Origin of the sequence: Edaphobacter acidisoli, from assembly GCF_014642855.1 — a bacterium.
GTDB lineage: Bacteria > Acidobacteriota > Terriglobia > Terriglobales > Acidobacteriaceae > Edaphobacter > Edaphobacter acidisoli.
Genome location: NZ_BMJB01000001.1, coordinates 662,856 through 681,885, shown reverse-complemented (window position 1 = coordinate 681,885; position 19,030 = coordinate 662,856). Strand labels below are relative to the sequence as shown.

At 60.9% G+C, this 19,030-nt stretch carries 17 protein-coding genes and 2 tRNA genes; 8 read left to right on the top strand and 11 right to left on the bottom strand.

Features of this window, described 5'->3' with window-relative positions:
- Nucleotides 1-119: 119 nt before the first annotated feature.
- The gene (locus IEX36_RS02735) at nucleotides 120-980 is read right to left on the bottom strand and encodes a prolipoprotein diacylglyceryl transferase (protein WP_188757796.1); all 861 of its coding nucleotides are present in this window, start codon (nucleotides 978-980) and stop codon (nucleotides 120-122) included.
- A gap of 66 nt (nucleotides 981-1,046) precedes the next feature.
- On the opposite strand from IEX36_RS02735, the gene hpt reads away from it, so the two are divergent.
- The 4 genes from hpt to IEX36_RS02715 all read left to right on the top strand — a co-directional run bounded on the left by hpt (nucleotide 1,047) and on the right by IEX36_RS02715 (nucleotide 6,361).
- Entirely contained in the window at nucleotides 1,047-1,613 is a 567-nt protein-coding gene (hpt, locus tag IEX36_RS02730; protein WP_188757795.1) for a hypoxanthine phosphoribosyltransferase, read from the top strand.
- Between the two features lie 131 nt (nucleotides 1,614-1,744).
- On the top strand, nucleotides 1,745-2,503 hold the full coding sequence (gene deoC / locus IEX36_RS02725; RefSeq protein ID WP_188757794.1) for a deoxyribose-phosphate aldolase: 759 nt from the start codon (nucleotides 1,745-1,747) through the stop codon (nucleotides 2,501-2,503).
- 123 nt (nucleotides 2,504-2,626) lie between these two features.
- Nucleotides 2,627-4,534: a SpoIIE family protein phosphatase gene (locus IEX36_RS02720; protein ID WP_188757793.1), complete on the top strand. Its 1,908-nt coding sequence runs from the start codon at nucleotides 2,627-2,629 to the stop codon at nucleotides 4,532-4,534.
- 138 nt (nucleotides 4,535-4,672) lie between these two features.
- Nucleotides 4,673-6,361: a hypothetical protein gene (locus tag IEX36_RS02715; RefSeq protein ID WP_229668664.1), complete on the top strand. Its 1,689-nt coding sequence runs from the start codon at nucleotides 4,673-4,675 to the stop codon at nucleotides 6,359-6,361.
- Between the two features lie 111 nt (nucleotides 6,362-6,472).
- Here the strand turns inward: IEX36_RS02715 and IEX36_RS02710 are convergent, their stop codons facing one another.
- A complete protein-coding gene (locus tag IEX36_RS02710; protein WP_188757792.1) occupies nucleotides 6,473-7,579 on the bottom strand; it encodes a hypothetical protein in 1,107 nt (368 codons plus the stop codon).
- A 201-nt stretch (nucleotides 7,580-7,780) separates the two neighbouring features.
- Between IEX36_RS02710 and aroA the strand changes: the two genes are divergently transcribed.
- Nucleotides 7,781-9,070 (top strand): 3-phosphoshikimate 1-carboxyvinyltransferase, encoded by a 1,290-nt coding sequence (aroA, locus tag IEX36_RS02705; RefSeq protein WP_188757791.1) that lies wholly within the window; start codon nucleotides 7,781-7,783, stop codon nucleotides 9,068-9,070.
- A gap of 9 nt (nucleotides 9,071-9,079) precedes the next feature.
- On the opposite strand, the gene IEX36_RS02700 is transcribed toward aroA, so the two are convergent.
- The 4 genes from IEX36_RS02700 to IEX36_RS17430 form a co-directional block, all read right to left on the bottom strand.
- Nucleotides 9,080-10,144, bottom strand: coding sequence for a glycosyltransferase family 9 protein (locus IEX36_RS02700; protein WP_229668663.1), 1,065 nt, complete (start codon nucleotides 10,142-10,144; stop codon nucleotides 9,080-9,082).
- Between the two features lie 93 nt (nucleotides 10,145-10,237).
- Complete coding sequence (locus tag IEX36_RS02695) at nucleotides 10,238-10,771, bottom strand: bifunctional nuclease family protein (protein ID WP_188757789.1); 534 nt, start codon at nucleotides 10,769-10,771, stop codon at nucleotides 10,238-10,240.
- 24 nt (nucleotides 10,772-10,795) lie between these two features.
- The gene (miaB, locus tag IEX36_RS02690) at nucleotides 10,796-12,163 is read right to left on the bottom strand and encodes a tRNA (N6-isopentenyl adenosine(37)-C2)-methylthiotransferase MiaB (protein ID WP_188757788.1); all 1,368 of its coding nucleotides are present in this window, start codon (nucleotides 12,161-12,163) and stop codon (nucleotides 10,796-10,798) included.
- A gap of 40 nt (nucleotides 12,164-12,203) precedes the next feature.
- Nucleotides 12,204-12,623: a zinc ribbon domain-containing protein gene (locus IEX36_RS17430; protein ID WP_229668662.1), complete on the bottom strand. Its 420-nt coding sequence runs from the start codon at nucleotides 12,621-12,623 to the stop codon at nucleotides 12,204-12,206.
- Nucleotides 12,624-12,874: 251 nt separating this feature from the next.
- Between IEX36_RS17430 and IEX36_RS02680 the strand changes: the two genes are divergently transcribed.
- Nucleotides 12,875-13,321, top strand: coding sequence for a nuclear transport factor 2 family protein (locus tag IEX36_RS02680; protein ID WP_229668661.1), 447 nt, complete (start codon nucleotides 12,875-12,877; stop codon nucleotides 13,319-13,321).
- Between the two features lie 47 nt (nucleotides 13,322-13,368).
- Here IEX36_RS02680 and IEX36_RS02675 read toward each other — a convergent pair whose 3' ends face one another.
- From IEX36_RS02675 to IEX36_RS17605, 5 genes are all read right to left on the bottom strand, one after another.
- Nucleotides 13,369-15,453, bottom strand: a complete 2,085-nt coding sequence (locus tag IEX36_RS02675; RefSeq protein ID WP_229668660.1) for a hypothetical protein — start codon at nucleotides 15,451-15,453, stop codon at nucleotides 13,369-13,371.
- A 272-nt stretch (nucleotides 15,454-15,725) separates the two neighbouring features.
- A tRNA-Glu gene (locus IEX36_RS02670) sits at nucleotides 15,726-15,802 on the bottom strand.
- Between the two features lie 33 nt (nucleotides 15,803-15,835).
- A tRNA-Glu gene (locus IEX36_RS02665) sits at nucleotides 15,836-15,912 on the bottom strand.
- Nucleotides 15,913-15,999: 87 nt separating this feature from the next.
- A complete protein-coding gene (locus IEX36_RS17610) occupies nucleotides 16,000-16,275 on the bottom strand; it encodes a DUF507 family protein (RefSeq protein ID WP_188757785.1) in 276 nt (91 codons plus the stop codon).
- Nucleotides 16,272-16,691, bottom strand: coding sequence for a DUF507 family protein (locus IEX36_RS17605; protein WP_268235524.1), 420 nt, complete (start codon nucleotides 16,689-16,691; stop codon nucleotides 16,272-16,274). Before IEX36_RS17605 ends, IEX36_RS17610 begins: the two co-directional genes overlap by 4 nt.
- On the opposite strand from IEX36_RS17605, the gene IEX36_RS02650 reads away from it, so the two are divergent.
- Together IEX36_RS02650 and recJ are read left to right on the top strand one after the other, a co-directional pair.
- Complete coding sequence (locus IEX36_RS02650) at nucleotides 16,668-17,099, top strand: hypothetical protein (protein ID WP_308422269.1); 432 nt, start codon at nucleotides 16,668-16,670, stop codon at nucleotides 17,097-17,099. The genes IEX36_RS17605 and IEX36_RS02650 overlap by 24 nt on opposite strands.
- Before the next feature lie 9 nt (nucleotides 17,100-17,108).
- Nucleotides 17,109-18,905, top strand: a complete 1,797-nt coding sequence (recJ, locus tag IEX36_RS02645) for a single-stranded-DNA-specific exonuclease RecJ (protein ID WP_188757783.1) — start codon at nucleotides 17,109-17,111, stop codon at nucleotides 18,903-18,905.
- Nucleotides 18,906-19,030: the final 125 nt, after the last annotated feature.

Genomic DNA, 19,030 nt, shown 5'->3' with positions numbered 1-19,030 from the left:
CTTTTACTGATCCCACTTCCAACCGCAGCACTCACTTTAGTTGTCTTCCTTCCGCGCGCGGGAGAATCTGCTTTTAATCAAGATTCGAGAATTTCGAAGAGAGCTTAGCAGTTGAGCCGTCAGTGCACTGCCTTCTGCGTCGAGCCAGCCTCAATCTTGGCAGCCGAATCATCCTTCCGCATCCCGGCCACCAGCATCACCACAACACCGACGACCGCCGAAGCCAGCGCGGCCACCTGCGCATTGCTCATGCCGAAGTAAAGCTTCGGATTAATCCTGACAAACTCCACCAGAAACCGCCCGATCCCACTCAGCACCAGATACAACCCAGTCAACCAGCCAACCGGCCGGTACTTGCGACCAAGCTGCCACAGAATCCACGCCAGCACCAGCGCAAACAGAAACTCATACACCGGCGTCGGCTGCACCAGGTCCTTCGTCGGCACCAGCGCATCTGGCCGCATGTGGACACCCCACGGCAGCGTTGTCTTGATGCCATAGTCCCCGTCGCCCGAGGTCAGGCAGCCGATGCGCCCAACGCCGTAGCCAATCGCCGCTGCCGGCGCGGCCAGATCCAGCATCCGCACACCAGCCAGCCAGCCACGCAGCCCCTCCGGCTTTGCCTGCACGCCCGACCACATCAGCACAATGATCCCGGCCAGCAACCCGCCAAACCACGCAAACCCGGCTTGAAACCAATGCAGAAAGCCCGCCACCACATCCAGAGGATGCGACCACCCCGGAGCGGCAATCTCGCGCATCGCCACCTTCAGGTCGGGGATACTCTGCAACTCATGCCATGTCTTCGCGCCAATCACACCTGCAATCACGACAAACGCCACAACCGTCAGCGCATCCGCGTCCACGCCCTTGCGGACGAAGTTTTTGTGCAGCACGACAGTCGCAATCACAGCGGCCAGCCACAACAGCAGCCCAAACGTGCCCAGGTGCAGTGGGCCTAAATTGATATAGGGAAACATAGTCCTCGCTTCTATCAAGTATAGCGGCCTTTCCCTCACAGCCCCGTTCGCGCTACGCTGTCCACTATGGCCACCACGACCGCCCCCACGTTTCCCCCCGCCGCAGGCATGGATATCCTCTTCACCAAAGCTCAGATCGCCGACCGCGTCCACGCGCTAGGCCAGCAGATCTCCGCGGATTATGCAGGCAAGGACATCGTGCTGATCGGCGTGCTCAAGGGCGCGGCCATCTTTCTCTCCGACCTCGCCCGCGCCATCACGGTCGATGCGACCTTCGACTTCGTTGCCGTCTCCAGCTACGGCCGCGCGCGCGTCAGCTCCGGCGCCGTCAAGCTCATCAAAGACATCGACAATCCCATCGAGAACAAGAACGTCATCCTCGTCGAAGACATCCTCGACACCGGCCTCACGCTCAGCTACCTGCGCGGCCTGATGCTCCAGCACAAACCGGCCTCGCTCAAGATCGCCACCTGTCTCGACAAGCCCTCGCGCCGCCTCGTTCCCATCGAAGCCGACTACGTTGGCTTCAGCATCCCCAACCAGTTCGTCATCGGCTACGGCATGGATTTCGCTGAGCGCTACCGCAACGTCGACGACATCCGTCTCTTCCCCGAAGACACTCCCGGGCACTAGGGCGCACGCACTGCACAACCCACATTAATCGAATAAGATACCGCCGCCTCCAAGAGCGTACCGATTTGCCTGCGCGGCAGTATCATAGATGAGGTATCGGCGATCTCTCCCCACCGCCGAAGGAGCATTTGTTGAGCACTCTTACCATCTCAGAACCGCAGGCCAACGGCCCCGAGCACTTCGACTCCCAGGCCTTCGCTACCCACAGTCTTTCTTCGGCGCAGAATCTCGCGGCCATTCTTGACCACTCGCTGCTCAAACCTGACGCGACCCGCTCACAGGTATTGCAGCTCTGCCACGAAGCCGCGCACCACCGCTTCGCTTCGGCCACGGTCAACCCTGCCTGGGTGCCGCTCGCAGCGGCTGCCCTGCAAGGCACTGGCATCCCCGTTGGTGTCGTCATCGGCTTCCCGCTCGGTGCATCGCTGCCCGGCACCAAGCTCGCCGAAGCTGCCGAGGTGGTCAAGCTCGGTGCGCGCGACATCGACTTCGTTCCGCTGATCGGGATGCTCAAGTCCGGCCAGTCCGCCGACTATGAAGCCGTGCGTCAGGACATTCGCGCCGTCGTCGAGCGCGCGCACGCAAACGGAGCCACCGTCAAAGTCATCCTCGAAACCTGCCTGCTGACCTTTGAAGAGAAGCTGCGCGCGGCCGAGATCGCCCTGAGCGCTGGAGCAGACTTCCTGCAAACAAGCACCGGCTTCTCCACCGGCGGAGCTACAGCCGATGACATTGCGCTGCTTCGCGGCACGGCAGGAAACCGCGCCGGAGTGAAAGCTGCCGGCGGGATTCGTTCACTCGACGACGCCACCGCGATGCTCCGCGCCGGGGCCTCTCGCATCGGTGCCAGCGCCAGCGTGAAGATCATCTCTGAACTGACGACTGCCTGAAGAGCGGGAGCGGAGCAACCGGGAAGAAAAATCACGTTGTGTGCCGCGCGGAATACTCCACGAGGCTATCCGGACACTCCCCAAACCAGCAGCGCAACCGGTAATATCATTCGCGAGCGCAGAATGCCATCTCCCATCAAATCTCCGAGTTCCAAACCAGACGGCAAAGACACGCCCACGTCGGCGTCCACGCCCTCGGATGCTCGGCAGTCAGGAGAACACTTTGAGGGCGACTATCGCCCCACCGCATCCAAATCGCTCTTTCACCCGCACGCCTCCGACCCGAAGATCCGCGTCGAGCCGCTCCAGGTCGACTTTCTCCGCACCCTCGCCGACGCGCTCAACGCCACACTCGATCTCAACACCCTGATGCACCGCGTCGCAGACCTCGTCCGCGCCGTCATCGACTACCGCATCTTCGCTATCCTGCTCATCAACGAGCGCGCGCAGGACCTGCGTATGAGGTTCCAGGTCGGCCACACGCCCGAGGTCGAGCGCATGCGCGTCAAGATGGGCCGCGGCATCGTCGGCCAGGCCGCGCTCCTGCGCCAGTCCATTCTGGTCGAAGATGTGACCGAGGTCGAGCATTACATCAATGCGAACCCTAACGTCCGCTCCGAGCTTGCCGTCCCTCTCGTCGTCAAAAACAAGGTCATCGGCGTGCTCGACATCGAGTCCGAAACCGCCGGCTATTTCACACTCGAACATCAACATCTGATCGAGCTGGTCGCCTCGCGCATGGCCATCGCCATTGAAAACGCACGCCTCTACACACGCGTCTCGCGCCAGGCACAAACCCTCGCTGTGCTCAACGAGATCTCGCGCGAGATCACCAGCATCCTCGATCTCGACGACCTGCTCGAACGCATCGGCCTCCTGCTCAAGCGCGTCATCGACTTCCAGATGTTCTCCATCCTGCTCCTGAACGAGCGCACCGGAGAACTCGAACACCGCTTCAGCTCTCGTTACGGCGAGCGCATCACTCTCGACCGCATCGTCCCCCTCGGCCAGGGCATCATCGGACTCGCGGCACAGCAGCGCGAGCCGCTGGTCTCTTCAGACACGCGCAAAGACCCGCGCTACATCGCGGCAAACCCGGAGACACGCTCCGAGCTCGCCGCGCCGCTTCTCTACAAGGGCAAGGTTATCGGCGTGCTCGACCTCGAGCACACGCGTGTCAACTACTACAACGAAGACCACCAGCGCACGCTCTCCACGCTGGCCGCACAGATCGCCATCTCCATCGCCAACGCGCGACTCTACCAGCGCATCTCCGACGAAGAACAGCGCATGGAAAGCGACCTGGAGATGGCGCGCAAGGTCCAGCTTCGCCTGATGCCCACCCGTTCGCCGAAGCTTGCCAACGCAGAGATCGCCGCAAAGTTCCTGGCCGCGCGCTCCATCGGCGGCGACCTCTACGACTTCCTCGACTACGGCCAGGGCCGCATCGCGCTCGCCATCGGCGACGTCAGCGGCAAAGCTGCGCCGGCCGCGCTCTACGCGGCGCTGGTCAGCGGCATCCTGCGTTCGCTCGCACCGCAGCACCTCTCGCCCGCGGCAATGCTCACCGCGCTGAACGATCAGCTCCAGGAACGCAAGCTCGACGCGCAATACGTCACCATGCTCTTCGCCGTGTGGGACGATAACAATCGCACGCTCCAGATCGCCAACGCAGGCTCCGTGCAGCCGCTCTTTGTCCCCGGAACCATCTCCGTTGCCAACGGGCCGCGCGTCCGCACCATCAATGCCGAAGGCTTCCCCCTCGGCCTCTTCCCGCAGGCCGTGTACGAGGAGTTCACCTTCTCGACGCAGCCCGGCGACCAGATCGTCTTCTTCTCCGACGGCATCGTCGATGCTGAAAACGCCAACCACGATATGTTCGGCAATGACCGCCTGGAAAAGACGCTTGCGTCCCTTCCTAACCCGACCGCATCCTCTACGGTCAAGTCGGTACTCGATGCCGTTGAAGCCTTCCAGGCCGGCATGGACCACTTCGACGACGAGACCCTCGTCGTTCTCCACGTGAACTAGCAGTTCGATTTCTATCCATCGGGCATGTTGATCCCTGCCCAGCAGGTTTTCCGCTGTAAATTCACATGGTTATAACGAACATCTCCTAACCTCCTTGCAGAAACCGGCCACAAAAGATCACCTCTGCCAGGAGAATTCATGACACTTTTCCGTTCGACCCACTCTCGTCTGCAATCTCTCACAACTTGTCTTGCCGTCTTCACCCTTGGAGCCGCCGTTGCGGCAACGCCCTGTATCGCGCAGCAGGATCGCGACCATGGTCACGGAAATGACCACGACCACAGCATGCACTTCCATCCCGGAAATCTCGTCGTTAGCCGCAGCGTCTACGACAACAATGCAGCCAACGTAACCGTCGGCGAGCCTCTTCCCTCCAACTGCGCTCAAACCGTCGGCCCCTGCGCTCCGGCCGTCAACAACGGCCTCTACCCTCAGGTCTTCAATAACGACACCGTCGATGGGTCCTTCGGCATCACCTCCAAAATCTTTCTCGACCAAATCACCCCGAACGGTTTCCTCATCGACAGCCTCGAAGTTCCCAACAGCTCTCAGAAGCATGTACAGGAAAACAGTGACCAGCTCGTCACCAGCTTTAGCTCCAAATCAGAGCTCGCGCTGAATCTCTCGACCGACCACCGCTTCCTCACCTTCATGGGATATGTAGCTCCGATCAACACCCTCGACGTCTCCAACTCCAACACGCCCGGCGTCATCGATCCCACTAATCCAGTCGGGATCAACATCTACCGCGCCGTAGCCACGGTTGACCGCAATGGCAGATTCACCTTCACCGAGACCAATGCCTATAACGGAAACAACGGACGGGCCGCCATCTACAACGACACCAATGGCGCCAACGTCTTCTACACCGCCGGCAACGCAGGCAATGGCTCGAACCCACAACCCGCCGGAGTCGTTCTCGGCGCAGGCACGCAGTTCATCGAACCGGCCAACGCTCCAGAGAGCTTCCAGACACCCGCGACCCCAACACCGCTCGCCAGCTTCTCCATTACGCTGCTCGGCGACAAGGCTGACAAGATCGGCAAGGACGACAACTTCCGCGGCCTCACCGTCTTCAACAACGTCGTTTATCTCACCAAAGGCAGCGGCTCCAACGGCGTCAACACGGTCTACTTCGTCGACACCACCGGCACTGCCTGCCCGAAGGGCGTCGGCGTCCCGGCCCCCGGAGCCACACTTCCCATCGCTCCTCTTACCTACGATCCCTCAACTCTCGCCAAATCCGGCCTGCCCAGCAACATGTGCATCCTCGCAGGATTTCCAACGACGCCAGCCAAAACAGCCAATCCTGCCGCCTACCCCTTTGGTCTCTGGTTTGCGAACGCCAACACCCTCTACGTTGCGGATGAAGGCGACGGCTATGCAGGCGGCACCGATCTCTACACGCACGCTGCCGCCGAAACCACTGCAGGCATCCAGAAGTGGGTATTCAACTCTTCCACGCAGACCTGGAACTACGTCTACACGCTGCAGGCTAACCTGAAGCTCGGCGTTCCCTACACCATCGACAACTACCCAACCGGAATCAACTCGGCCACGAACCTTCCCTGGGCTCCTGCGGCAGATGGCATCCGCAACATCACCGGCACAGTCGACTGCGACGGCAGAGTAACGCTCTACGGCATCACCTCCACCGTCAGCGGCAGCGGAGACCAGGGAGCCGATCCCAACCGCCTCGTCGCCGTCACCGACAACCTCTCCAACACCGATGCAACCGTGGCTGCGAAAGAAGAGTTCCACAGCATCCGCAAAGCCGGGTTTGGAGAAGTTCTCCGCGGCGTCTCCTTTGCTCCAGATGCCAAGTAACGCAGCAACGTTCAGCGGAGAAGAACCCATCTCCGCTGCTCTCCAAAACCAAAGCGCAAAGCAAAAGTCCCGGCCACAAACCGGGACTTTTTTTCTGCACAGTCGATCGCTCTAATTCACCCCACGCACCGGGACCTGCTTGAAACCATCCGGAACCGCAAATGCCGAATCGCTCACCGTGCGCGAAAAGTTCCCCAACTGAGTATTGGACTCGAGCAGTACCGTGTACGGAGGAGGCTGCGTTGCATCTGCTCCTGCATTCGCATCCGGCTGCTGGCTGGCCTGTTGTTTCTTGTGTCCGAACCCGCCCAGGCCACCGAAGCCCCCCAGCTTGCTGGCAATAGCCGAAGTGGCCGACTCCTTCGCCACATCGCCCGCACCTGGCATCGCAGGCCCGTTGCTCGCGGGCAGCGGGGCCTCCGAAGCAGCAGGAATCGTCTGGCCATTCGTCGTCATTCCCATCCGCATCACCTGCTCAATCGGGGTACCCTTCAGCTTCGACATCTCCTCGGCCATCTGCTTCAGTCCGTCGCCCGCGCCGCGATACTGCGCCAGCATCGCGGGATTCAAGACACTGTTGCCAAACACCGAACCCATCTTCTCCGCAAACCTGCGGTAGAAGTCCACCACCTCGCTGTACCCGGGGACCTCAGGCGCCATCCACATATCGTTGGTAAACGCCATCGACGCCGTCTGGCCCGACTGCGTATCGGTCGCATCGGCATTCATCGTCATGATGGACTCCGTCGTCTGTAAACCCGAGACATCCTTCGACTGGTCCGTGTTGCGCACATGCACCGTAAACTTCACCTGCGTCGTCGAAGTCTGTTGTTGCTGTGCCGCCGGAGCCTTCTGCTGCTCCTGCTGCGCCCTCGCCTCTGCGGCCTCGATCTGCTGCTTCATCTGCTCGAACGTCTCCACCGTGTACTCGCGCTTGACCGGGTCGATCATCGTGATGGTCTCTGCGTCCAGATCGATAATCTCCATCTGAGTAGGGTTCACCCGCGACATGCGATTGCCCTTCACCGAAACCGTAGACACCACCGGCTGGCCTGCATTGCTCGCCTGTCTGCTGAAATGTCCGGCCATCTTCATCAGCCCCAGCATCGAGCCGCCAGTAATCTGGGTCGTCTCTGTGTAAGAGAAATCTGCAAACAGCGGCGACGCCGACAGTGCCGCCACAACTGCACCCAATACAGCGCTTCGGAATAGTCTCATGACATCCTCCCGTCCCATCGAGATCGGAACTTCCATTGAATTGTTTTGAGGGGCCCAGCGAACGGCAGACGATTCACCCACGAGCCTTCGTCTTCAGCCGCGAACGAAGTCTATCAGAACCATGATTTGCCGGTCAGTATCCGCTCTCTGTCGCAAAACTGCGCCCATAATCTTCCCTCAATTGGCTACACTAGAAAGCGAATGTCTACACAAACGATACGTCCCGCACGATCCTTTCAGGGCTCCGTCACCTTGCCCGGCGACAAGTCCATCTCGCACCGCTATGCTCTGCTCGCCGGTCTGGCCGAAGGCACCACGCGCCTCTCCAACTTCTCTACCGGCGCGGACCCGCACTCCTCGCTCGGCTGCATGGAAGCGCTCGGCGCAAAGATCGTCATCAACGACACGAAGACAATCGACGTCACCGGCACGGCTGGCTCATTCACACAGCCCTCCAAACCGCTCGACTGCGGCAACTCCGGCTCGACCATGCGGATGCTCTCCGGCCTCATCGCTTCGCACCCGCACATCTTCACGCTCATCGGCGACCACTCCCTCACCCTGCGCCCCATGGAGCGCATCCGCAAGCCGCTGATGCAGATGGGAGCAAAACTCGACCTCGTCGATGGCCACGCGCCCATCACCATCTACGGCGGCCCGCTCAACGCCATCGACTTCGAAACCCCCATCCCCAGCGCGCAAGTCAAAACCGCCGTTCTCTTCGCCGGACTCCAGGCCCAGGGCACAACCAGCCTCAGCGAATCCATCCGCACCCGCGACCACTCCGAGCACGCCCTCCGCGCCTTCGGAGCCACACTTACGCGCGAAGGCGACCGGCTCTCGATCGCAGGCGGCCAAAAACTTAGAGCTATCGACGCCACCGTTCCCGGCGATCTCTCATCAGCCGCATTCTTCCTCTGCGCCGCGCTGCTTTTCCCTGATTCAAACCTCGTCCTCGACGCGGTCGGCATGAACCCCACGCGCGCATCACTGCTCGACGTCGTCACTGCGCTCGGTGGCGCGATCAAGGTCCTCCACGTCGAAGAGAAGCACGGCGAGATGGTCGGCACCATCCAGGTCAATGTCGCTCCCAGCGGCCTCAAGGGCATGGAGATCTCCGGTGCACTCTCGGCGCAGATCATCGACGAGTTGCCCGTGCTCGCCGCCATCGGCCCATACACCCGCGACGGCATCACCATCCGCGACGCCAAAGAACTGCGCGTCAAGGAATCCGACCGCATCTCGCTCGTCGTCAGGAATCTCCGTGCAATGGGCGCCGAAGTGACCGAGTTCGAAGACGGTCTTGCTGTCCCCGGCAACCAGAAGCTGCACGGCGCATCCATCGACTCAGGCACCGATCACCGCATCGCCATGGCGTTCTCCGTAGCGGCACTGCGGGCCGAAGGCGATACCGAGATCCACGGCGCAGAAGCCGCCGCCATCTCGTTCCCCGAATTCTTCACGATGCTCGACACTCTCGCGCAGCGCTAAACATATCGCTCAGGTCCTCGCCGTACTCTCAGTCTGTCGAGGATGAACCTGCAACAGATCAGTCAATGCCCCGGTTACATCGTCCACAGAGACCTCATCGATGATGTAGTCCGGAGTCGCCGCAGGCATGTCCGCATTCTTGAGGATACGAAAGCGCGAATCGCCCACCGGCAGCCACTCCACCGGAGGAGACCATGCTGGAGCAATCACCACAGTTGGCAACCCGACTGCGCGCGCGATGTGCAGCGGCCCTGTATCCAGAGACACGCCCACCTTAGCAAGACTCATCAAAGCAGCTAACCCTGGCAGATTCGTCTTTCCCGCCACGTTGACGGAATGAATCCGCAACCCGCCGCGAAGCTTTTCAATTGCATCAGACTCTGCCGCCGTGCCTACAAACACCGGCATCATGCCGTATTGCTCAAAAAGAAAACTCGCAATCTGCTGAAACCTCTCCGCGCGCCAACTCTTCCTCTGCGTCACGCTGGTCTGCGTAATGAAGACAGCAAAAGGCCGATCCAGGCACGCTCCCGAATCGACGAGAAGCCTTCGCGCACCCGCCGCATCCTCAGCGGTGAAGAACACCTGCGGCTCAAAGTGCTCCACGGCATGTCCAAGCGCCTCGACAATACGCAGGTTATTGGCAATCTGGCTGCGCGAGAAATCAAAGCTCATCGGTACACGATAGAGCTCAGGAACAACCGTGAAACCTATCCGCGTCGCCGCGCCTGACAAAACCGCCTGTAGCGCGACCTTCGTGCGTTCATTGCCCGTAGGAGTAAGCGTAACGTAGGGCGCCTCGCGAAACGGGTTCTGTGCGCGAAGCGCACGCACGGCCCCCGCCAAATCACGCAAAGGGCTAGGTGTCTCAAAAAGAGAATCGATCCCAGGATTGTTCCTCAACACTTCCAGACCAAACCCACTCGCGGCCACGGCGATGCGGCATCCCGGCACAGTCTCGTGAAGCGCAGGGATCAGCGGTGTCGCATGAATGACCGTTCCCAGCGCAGTCGCATGTTGCAGCACAAGAAAGTTCGTAGCGCTTTCGATCCGCGCAACGCGCGACGGCGACACAACGCGTTCGATAGAAGCGGTGCTCCGAAAAAGAGCTGATTTTGCGGTCTCGGAGAAGCTCAAGCGCGGTCCTTGATCGTGTAATCTCGAAAGCTACATCTTGTAGCGGCCCATCTCGTCGTCGTTCAGATTTTCGAGCCAGCGCTTCATATCATCTTCGTTGATTGTCTGCGACGCAGCCGACTGCTTCGAGCTCTCCAGCACCGTGCGGCTCACATAGATCGGGCAGTCCCACCTGAGCGCCAGCGCAATCGCATCCGATGGTCGCGAATCCAACGCCACCATCTCGCCAGCCTGATCCATCCAGATCACCGCGTAAAACGTATCCTCGCGCAGCTCCGAAACCACCACCTTGCGTACCGTCGCATTCAATCCGCGGGCCATGTTCAATAGCAGATCATGCGTCATCGGACGTGGTGGCGCGGACTTCTCCAACTCCACCGCAATCGCATTCGCTTCAAAGATTCCCACCCAGATCGGCAGCACCACATCGCTGGCCACATCCTTCAGCACAACGATCGGCATGTTCGTGACCGGGTCCATCATGAGGCCGCGAATCTGCATCTCGACCTCATCAGGGGCCTGAGTCGCGGCTTCGGGTTGAGTAGTTGCGGCGCTCTTTTCCATCGCTCGTTGCCGGTTGCCTGATTGTTAGTTTAGTACGACAAAGTCCGCAGCGCGCCTCACCGGAACAAACGGCACCGCGTTCATCAAGGCCTCGCCCACCAGCGAGTTGGGCAACGTCTGCGTAATCCTCACATCCACATAGCTTCCCTGCGGCGGCCTCTCGCCGGATGCCGTGAAGTTGATCGTCTTATTCTGTGTGCTGCGGCCTACAACCTGGCCGCGGGCCTCGTTGTACCCCTCCACCATCGCCTCGACAACCTGCCCCAGGTGCCGACCATAGTGCTCGCGCTGAATCTCCCTCTGCCGGTCCATCAGAATCCGCAGCCGCTCCGACTTCACCGCATCCGGAATGCTATCGGCCATGTGAACAGCCGGCGTATTCGGCCTCGGCGAAAACTTGAACGCAAACACTGCGTCGTACTTCACCGCATCGATCAGCGTGATCGTCTGCTCGAAGTCCGCATCCGTCTCGCCCGGAAAACCCACAATCATGTCGCTCGTAATCGAGATGTCGCGCTTCGCCCCATGAATCCAGCTCATGCGCTCCAGGTACCACTCGCGCGTATACTCCCTCGCCATCGCATGCAGCACAGCCGTCGAGCCAGACTGCACCGGCAGATGAATGTGGTCGCACAGCGTCGGCGTCGCGTCGATCGCCTCCACAATATCGCGCGTAAAGTCACGCGGATGCGAAGTCGTAAACCGCACCCTCCGAATCCCCGCAATCGACCCGACCGCTGTCAGCAATTCGGCAAACGACATCCTGCCCGAAGGATCGCGCCACGAATTCACATTCTGGCCCAGCAGTTGAATATCCGTGTAGCCCATGTCGGCCATGCGCCGCGCTTCCACCATCACGCTCGCCGAAGTCCTGCTGCGCTCCTTGCCGCGCGTATACGGCACCACGCAGTAAGCGCAGAATTTATCGCAGCCCTCAATGATCGTGATGTACCCGCGGTTAGGATTCGTCCGCGCTATAAACTCCGTCTCAAACGCCTGATCCGTCTGGCGGTCGTCGAGCCCCGTGATGCGCGTCTCACCTGCCTCCAGCCGCCGCAGCATCTCCGGCAAATTACGGTACGAGGCCGACCCGGCGACCAGCGAGACATACGGCGCCTTCTCAAAGATGCGCTCGCCCTCCTGCTGGGCCACACATCCGAGCACTCCAAACTTCTTCCCTTCTCCCTGCAGACGCTTGTACTCATTCAGCCGGTGAAAGACCTTCTGCTCCGCCTTATCGCGAATCGAGCAGGTATTGTAGAGAACCAGCCCTGCATCGGCCTCGTCCTCCACCTGCACATAGCCTTCATGCTCCAGCGTGCCCACGACCTTTTCCGAGTCGTGCGCATTCATCTGACAGCCAAAGGTCTCAATGTAAAACGTCTTGCTCACGTACCCAGTATATCGCCGCAGATACGCTAAGGCAGATACGCTAAGCCGGATATCCAGCCCTCGCGCCCGACCAGTACCACATGCGCGCGTTGTAGTTCTCCGCTGCCATCGCTCCCCAGATCACACACGCAGGCCACGCAATCAGCAGCCCGATCCCGGTAAACATCGAGAAGAACGTCACGACACACATAATCAGCGCGCCTTCGGTCGTGCTGTAGAACATACCCAGTGGGCCAAAGAAGATCGTCAGCACAATCGCAGCCGCCACGCTCTTTCGCGGGTAATACACATACGGAGGCATCACCGTTCCATACACAGGCGCGCTGTAGGCATAAGGTGGCGGAGGAACCCGAGTCGAAGCCGCAGCAATGAAAGCTCCAGGCTCAACACTCCGGCCGCAGTGATTGCAGAAGCGTGCCCCTTCGGGAAACGGATTGCCGCAAGCCGAACACGTCGTCATACTCCCTCCAAAACTTCCACCGCACGAATAATACGCCGCCGTCTCCGCGGAAGTTCCGCCCTGAATCCAGCCAGGTTCTACCCGCATCCAGACAGGCTTAAAAGTCACCTCACGCTGATTCTGCGTTAACCATTCCAGCCAGCATCCGTTAAGCAGCTTGAAGGCAGCCGCTTTACACCCGGAGGCACCCACCTATGACCCCGAAAGAATGGCTTAAGATTTTCACATTCATCCTGCTGATAACCATAGGCTTGCCAACTCATGCCCAATCCGGCGCAGTGCCATCCGACGCGCAGCCCGACTCACTCTTCAAGACGGTGCAAGCCCTGGACACCAAGCTCTTCGACGCCTACAACCAATGCGACCTAAAGACGTTTGGCTCGATGATCGCCGACGACCTGGAATTCTATCACGACAAGACCGGGCTATCCGTCGGCAAGGCTCCCTTTATCGCTGCGATCAAGCAAAACATCTGCGGCAAAGTCCACCGCACGCTGGTGCCCGGGTCCATGGAGGTCTATCCCCTCAAAGGCTACGGTGCCGTCGAGATAGGGGTACACCGGTTCACCCATCCCGGACGTCCGCAGGACGGTGAAGGCGAGGCCAAATTCATCACGCTGTGGCAGTACAAAGACGGAACCTGGAAGGTATCGCGCGCCATCAGCTACGACCACGAGTCTGCAGCCAAGGATAAGTAAAGCCAGGTCCTCCGCCTGCGGCGAAGTAAATGGTGAGTGCGGACGGGCTAGTGGATGAGTTCTGCGTTCGTAGCGGTGAGGGTGACGGTGTTGTCTCCGGGCTGAAAGTTCGCAGGCACGTCCCACATCAGCAGGCCGCCGGGTCCGCGCACCTGAGCAAAGAGGTAGTACGTGCCTGTGGCGGCTGTCTGTGTGGAGATCGTCGCTTTGCCCCCGGCGTCGAGTCTGGTTGCGGCGACGACGCGCGTCTTCAACTGCGCCAGCGCCGAGCTACAGTCTCTGCCCTTACACGCCATTGCGAAGGCTATCCAGGCCTGTGACGGCGTAGCGTTGGCGGGGATCGGCGCGCCGAGCGAGCGCAGCACCGCGTCCATGCGTTCACGCATCACCCAGACCACCTGGCCTGCCATCGGGTTCGCGCCGCCGTCAAACGCCGAGGTGATGAACACGCGCATCGCCGCACCTGTTCCCGCAGCTCCAGTCGCCGAGGCGGTCGCTGGATATGCGCGGTTCGCAGCAGCAGATGTCGCTGCTGAAGGCGCGGGTACCGCAGAAATGGGCGCCTCGGGCCCCGTATACGACGCCGGGGCGACGCTCGTCGAATCGGCCGGAGGAGCAGCCGCGCTCCCTTCCGCGACCTTCATCGTCTCCCCCGAGCCTGTGTCCGGCCGGAGCGTGCCCACCTCGCACGTCTCCGAGTGCGGCCGGTATGTGACATTCTCGCCCTCCATTCCGGAGATCAACCGGCCATTCACCGTCGTCTGCCCTGACCCGCGCAGTGAGTTGTCCGGCTCAACCGCCAGCGTGAACGGCCCGCCGCTCGAGTTCGCAACGTGCACGAGGAAGCGGTCGGGCGTGTTTTCGACCGTGTACTCCAGCCGCACATGCGCCTCGCCGCAGTCGAGGATCGCTGCTGCCGGACTGAACTGCAGCCGCATGCGGCCGTCCGAGTACAGGCCGTTCATCCGCAGTCCCCGGGGAGCATCTGCGTTATCCATCGCCTCGGCCCCGCCGTTCGTGTACGCGACTAACCCGCCGATCATTCCCACCGGGCTGTTGTTCAGTGCGTCTGCCTTCGGGTTCGGCGGCGGAAGCGGAGGCGGCGCGTTATATGTCCCGATGGTGCAGCGCTCCGTCTTCACTTTATAGATCGGCGACTGAGTCGTATTCCGGCACGACCCGCCGCACTCGGCCGCGTATCCCGCTCCAACGGAAACACCGTTGTGGTAGACCTGTGTGGTTTGTGTGGTCCATCCGACAATGACCTTGCCTGTCACGTCCACCATGCCGGGACCGGTGAGGCCGCCATTGGGACCGAGCGCCAGCGTGAACGGCGCGGGTGAATTGTTGACAACGATGCGCGCCGAGCCGGGCCGCTTCTCAATCGCGTAGGTGGGGGCCGTTTGCGAAGCATCCAGGTCTCCGCAGCCGGCGATCGAAACCTTGCCGATACTGAACTCGAGCGACGTCTTCTCTCCCGGCCTCGCATACGTTCCGTGCAGCACAACGCGGGCCGGCCCCGGCCCCGTAATCTGCGAGGTGATGCTTTCCATACCGCCGAGACCGACCAGGCTGAACATGCCCGTATTTATGCCCTTGCCCAGGCAGGAGATCGAGCTGCCACCCAGCTCCAGACATCGCCGTATGGCTACCCCCGTCGGATCATTCGGGTCATTCGATCCGCCGGAGGCCTGCCGGTTCTTCGCCGCCTGCTGCTGCGCTACGGCCTGCTTGTACTGATCCATCTCCTGCTGGTAATGCTTCTGCTGCCCCGCGCTCAGATCGGTCATCGCAGCGTTGTACGTCGCCGACGCCTGACTGCCCAGCAGTCGCGCCCTCCAATCGTGCTCGAACGCACCATCCATCTCGTAGCGGTTATGCAGTCCGTTGAATGCCTGCGTCTCGGCTGCGGTGTGTGTCTTCGCGAACTGCTGCGAGATCTGGTACGCCGCCAGCCGGTAGGCGTCGAATAACTTCTGCTCGTCCGGCGTAAACGGCCCGCGCACGGAGCGGCTTGTCTTGATGCGATTGACGTATTGGACCAGTACGTTGAAGACCGCGACCTGCCGGGCAAGCGTGTCGACAGGATCAGAGCCTTTGATCTCGGCCTGGACGCGCTCGACTGAAGGCATGTCCGCGAGACCCTGCGCCAACGCGCACACCGGCACCAGCAGCAGGCACAGCAGAAAGCCAACACACAGTTCCAGGCACGCTCGGCGAGAGCGGCGAGAGCGGCGAAAAGAGAGGGAAAGACAGGACAGGGGGGCCGGGGAATCCGAGGCGTTCATGGATCACACTCCCAATGAGAAGGCATCAATTTTGATGGGGAGGATTCGGGCCCAGGGGCAAGGTAGTTCTTTGCCTGACTGCGCGTCAAGCGCGAAACGAGATGCGATCGGGGGTTTGGTAGCGCCAACGGGGATCGAACCCGTACTCTCAGCCTTGAAAGGGCCGCGTGTTAACCAGTTACACCATGGCGCCGTAAAGAAAAGGAATAGCGGAAGCAGGAGGATTTGGTAGCGTTACCGGGGCTCGAACCCGGACTCTTCGCCTTGAGAGGGCGACGTGTTAACCAGTTACACCATAACGCCACAACTAGAGTGAGGTGTCCCGCTGATAGCTTGAGTATACCAGAGATTGACTGTGGATAGCTCCATCCGGCAGCATCCATCGAAGCCCTACAACCCCAGCTTCTTGACCTCATCGTTGTAGTACTTGCGATAGAGGATGTCCCACTCCTGCGACCCTTCGATGATGATCTTCCGCTGCGAAGCGATCTTCTGCCGCGCCGCCGCGTCGATCCTGGTCTCTTCCGTCAGCAGCTTTTCGAGCGCCTTGCGCGCCTCCTGACGGATCGTGTTGCGATCTTCCAGAAAATCGCACGCGTCGATCTCGGCCAGCGTATCGGCCACCGTATGGGCCAGCTTGTTCAGTTTGTCGCGCGAGATTCTCATAGCACCGCCTTATACTTGCGGGCCAGCTCGTTCTTGACCTTTTTGAACATCTCCGGATAGCTCGCGCCAGTCTTGCGCATATCGTCCTGGAACGCTTCGAGGATCACACGAACCTCGTCATTGATGCGGTCCTCCAACGACAGTTCATCGACCATGGCGGCGGCCACGCGCTCATTCAGGGCTTCCGGTTTGTCCGTGCGAATCACCTTGGCGGCTACCAGCTCCTTGACTGTCTGGCGCGCCAGATATCCAACGTAATCTTTCGAGAAAATCATTGACTTACCACTGAATATATCATGCTGAATTTCAATCGCCTTTGTGCGGCCCACCGGTCTTTCTGAGACAATAAAGAGCCAATGCATCCCGACAATCTGATCTCGCTCAAAGACGACATGATCGCGTTTATCGCGGGCCATGGAATGCGCCGGCTCCCCGGCTTCATCAGCGAGGACCTGCCCGCCGTCACCTTTGAGGACGACGGCCCCGACGCATGGAAGGACTTCGTCGAGCACGCCAAAGCTGCCAATGCGCCCTTCGTCATCATGAACGAAGTGGTTCTCCAGAAGCAGGACCTCGCCTTGCTCCTCGAGCATCTCAACGACGAATCTTTCCCGCCCGCTATCGTCGAAGAGATTGAAGACGCCCAGTACCTCGTCAACCACGTCGGCAAGATCGGCTATCTCCAACTCGGCTTCGCGCACCAGGGAGTCATGTTCGTCTTCGAAACCGCCACCGAGTGGTACGACACATTCCAGGACCTCATGGACATCGTCACCGGCATGAGCGGCATGATGGTCGACGACAACTACACCGAGGACGAGTAGGCAGCAGCGATGCCCTCCGCCACAACCGCAACCGAACTATGGTCACTTAAAACGGAAGACCCTGCACAGGTAGAACAGCTAGCCACCGTACTAGCCTGCCCACTCACCATCGCACATCTGCTCATCCAGCGCGGCCTTGCCGACCCCGCAGCCGCGCACACCTACCTCAACCCATCCATCGATGACCTGCACGACCCGATGCTGATGCTTGGCATGTCAGCCGCCGTCGAGCGCATCCAGCGTGCCGTCGCCGCCAGCGAGCCCATCCTCATCTACGGCGACTACGACGTCGACGGCACCACCGCCACAGTCCTGCTCAAGACCGCCATCGAACGCATCGCGCCAAAGGACAAGCCCACCCAGGTGCGCTACCACGTGCCACACCGCCTCCGCGAAGGCTACGGCATGCAAACCACCGTGCTCGGCGACGCAGCCGAGTCAGGCATCCGCCTCGTCATCAGCGTGGACACTGGCATCCGCGCCTTCGCCGCTGCCCGCGAGGCTCGCTCCCTCGGCCTCGACCTCATCGTCACCGACCACCATCTGCCCGACGAAGCCGTAGGCATCCCCGACGCCCTCGCCGTCATCAACCCCATGCAGGCCAACTGCCCCTACCCCTTCAAGCATCTCTGCGGAGCCGCCGTCGCCTTCAAGCTGAGCCACGCAATCCTCGCCGCCGCAGCCCAGACCGACGAACAGCGAAGCAAGCTGAAGCAAGCTCTCATCCCATCCTTTCTGAAGCTCGTCGCCATCGCCACCATCGCCGACTCCGTCCCACTCGAAGGCGAAAACCGAGTCATCGCCGCGCTCGGACTCCGCGAATTGCGCAACCCAGTCCAACCCGGCCTCCGCGCGCTCATGCAAGTAGCGCAAGTCCCCACTGACCGCTCTCCATCCGCCACCGAAGTCGCCTTCCGCATCGCTCCACGCATCAACGCCGCCGGACGTATGGACGTCGCCAGCGACGTCGTCGAACTCTTCCTCACCCGAGACCCCGCACACGCCGCCGCGCTCGCAGAAAAACTCCACCGCCTCAACGACGATCGCCGCGCCATTGAACAGCAGGCCCTCGACGCCATCGACGTCCGGCTCGAAGCCCTGCGCAGCCTGGGCGAACTCACCCCCGCCTGCCTCGTACTCGACAGCACCGACTGGCACCGCGGCGTCCTCGGCATCCTCGCTTCGCGCGTCGTCGAACGCACCAGCCGTCCCGCGCTCGTCCTCACGCACGAAGACGGCCAGGCCCACGGCTCAGGCCGATCCATCCCCGGCTTCCATCTGCTCGACGCCATCACCGCAGCCGACAACACAGGCCCACTCTTCACCCGCTTCGGCGGACACGCCCACGCCGTCGGCTTCTCCCTGCCCTCCGACCGAGTCGAGCTCCTCCGCACACGCCTCGAAAGCTACGGCCTGCCGCTCAGCAGCGAAGTGACTTCAGCCACAGCCATCGAGTGCGACGCCGAACTCACCCTCACCGAACTCACCTACGAACTCACCAACTGGCTTGAACGCTGCGGCCCCTACGGCATTGGCAACCGCGAACCCATCTTCATCACCCGCAACGCCACCCTCGCCGCCCCCGCCCGCATCATCAAAGACAAGCACATCTGCCTCGATCTCGCGCAGCCAAACGGAGGCCCGCGCCTCAGCGCACTCGGCTGGAGCCGCTCCACCGACTGGCTCGCACGCTGCGCCGAACTCACCAAAGACTCACGCATCGACCTCGCCTACCGCCTCCGCGCAAAAAACAATCCACAATACCCCGGCCTCGAACTGGAGCTCATCGATCTGCGGCTCGCCTGAAAGCCCGCGGTGTTGCCCTCAAAGTGGACAGCCCGCTCCCCTCGTAACTATCTGGCTCCCGAAACTTTCTGCTTCGTTTTCGGTGCACGAGCGTCCTATATATACTGAACAAATAACGCCTATCA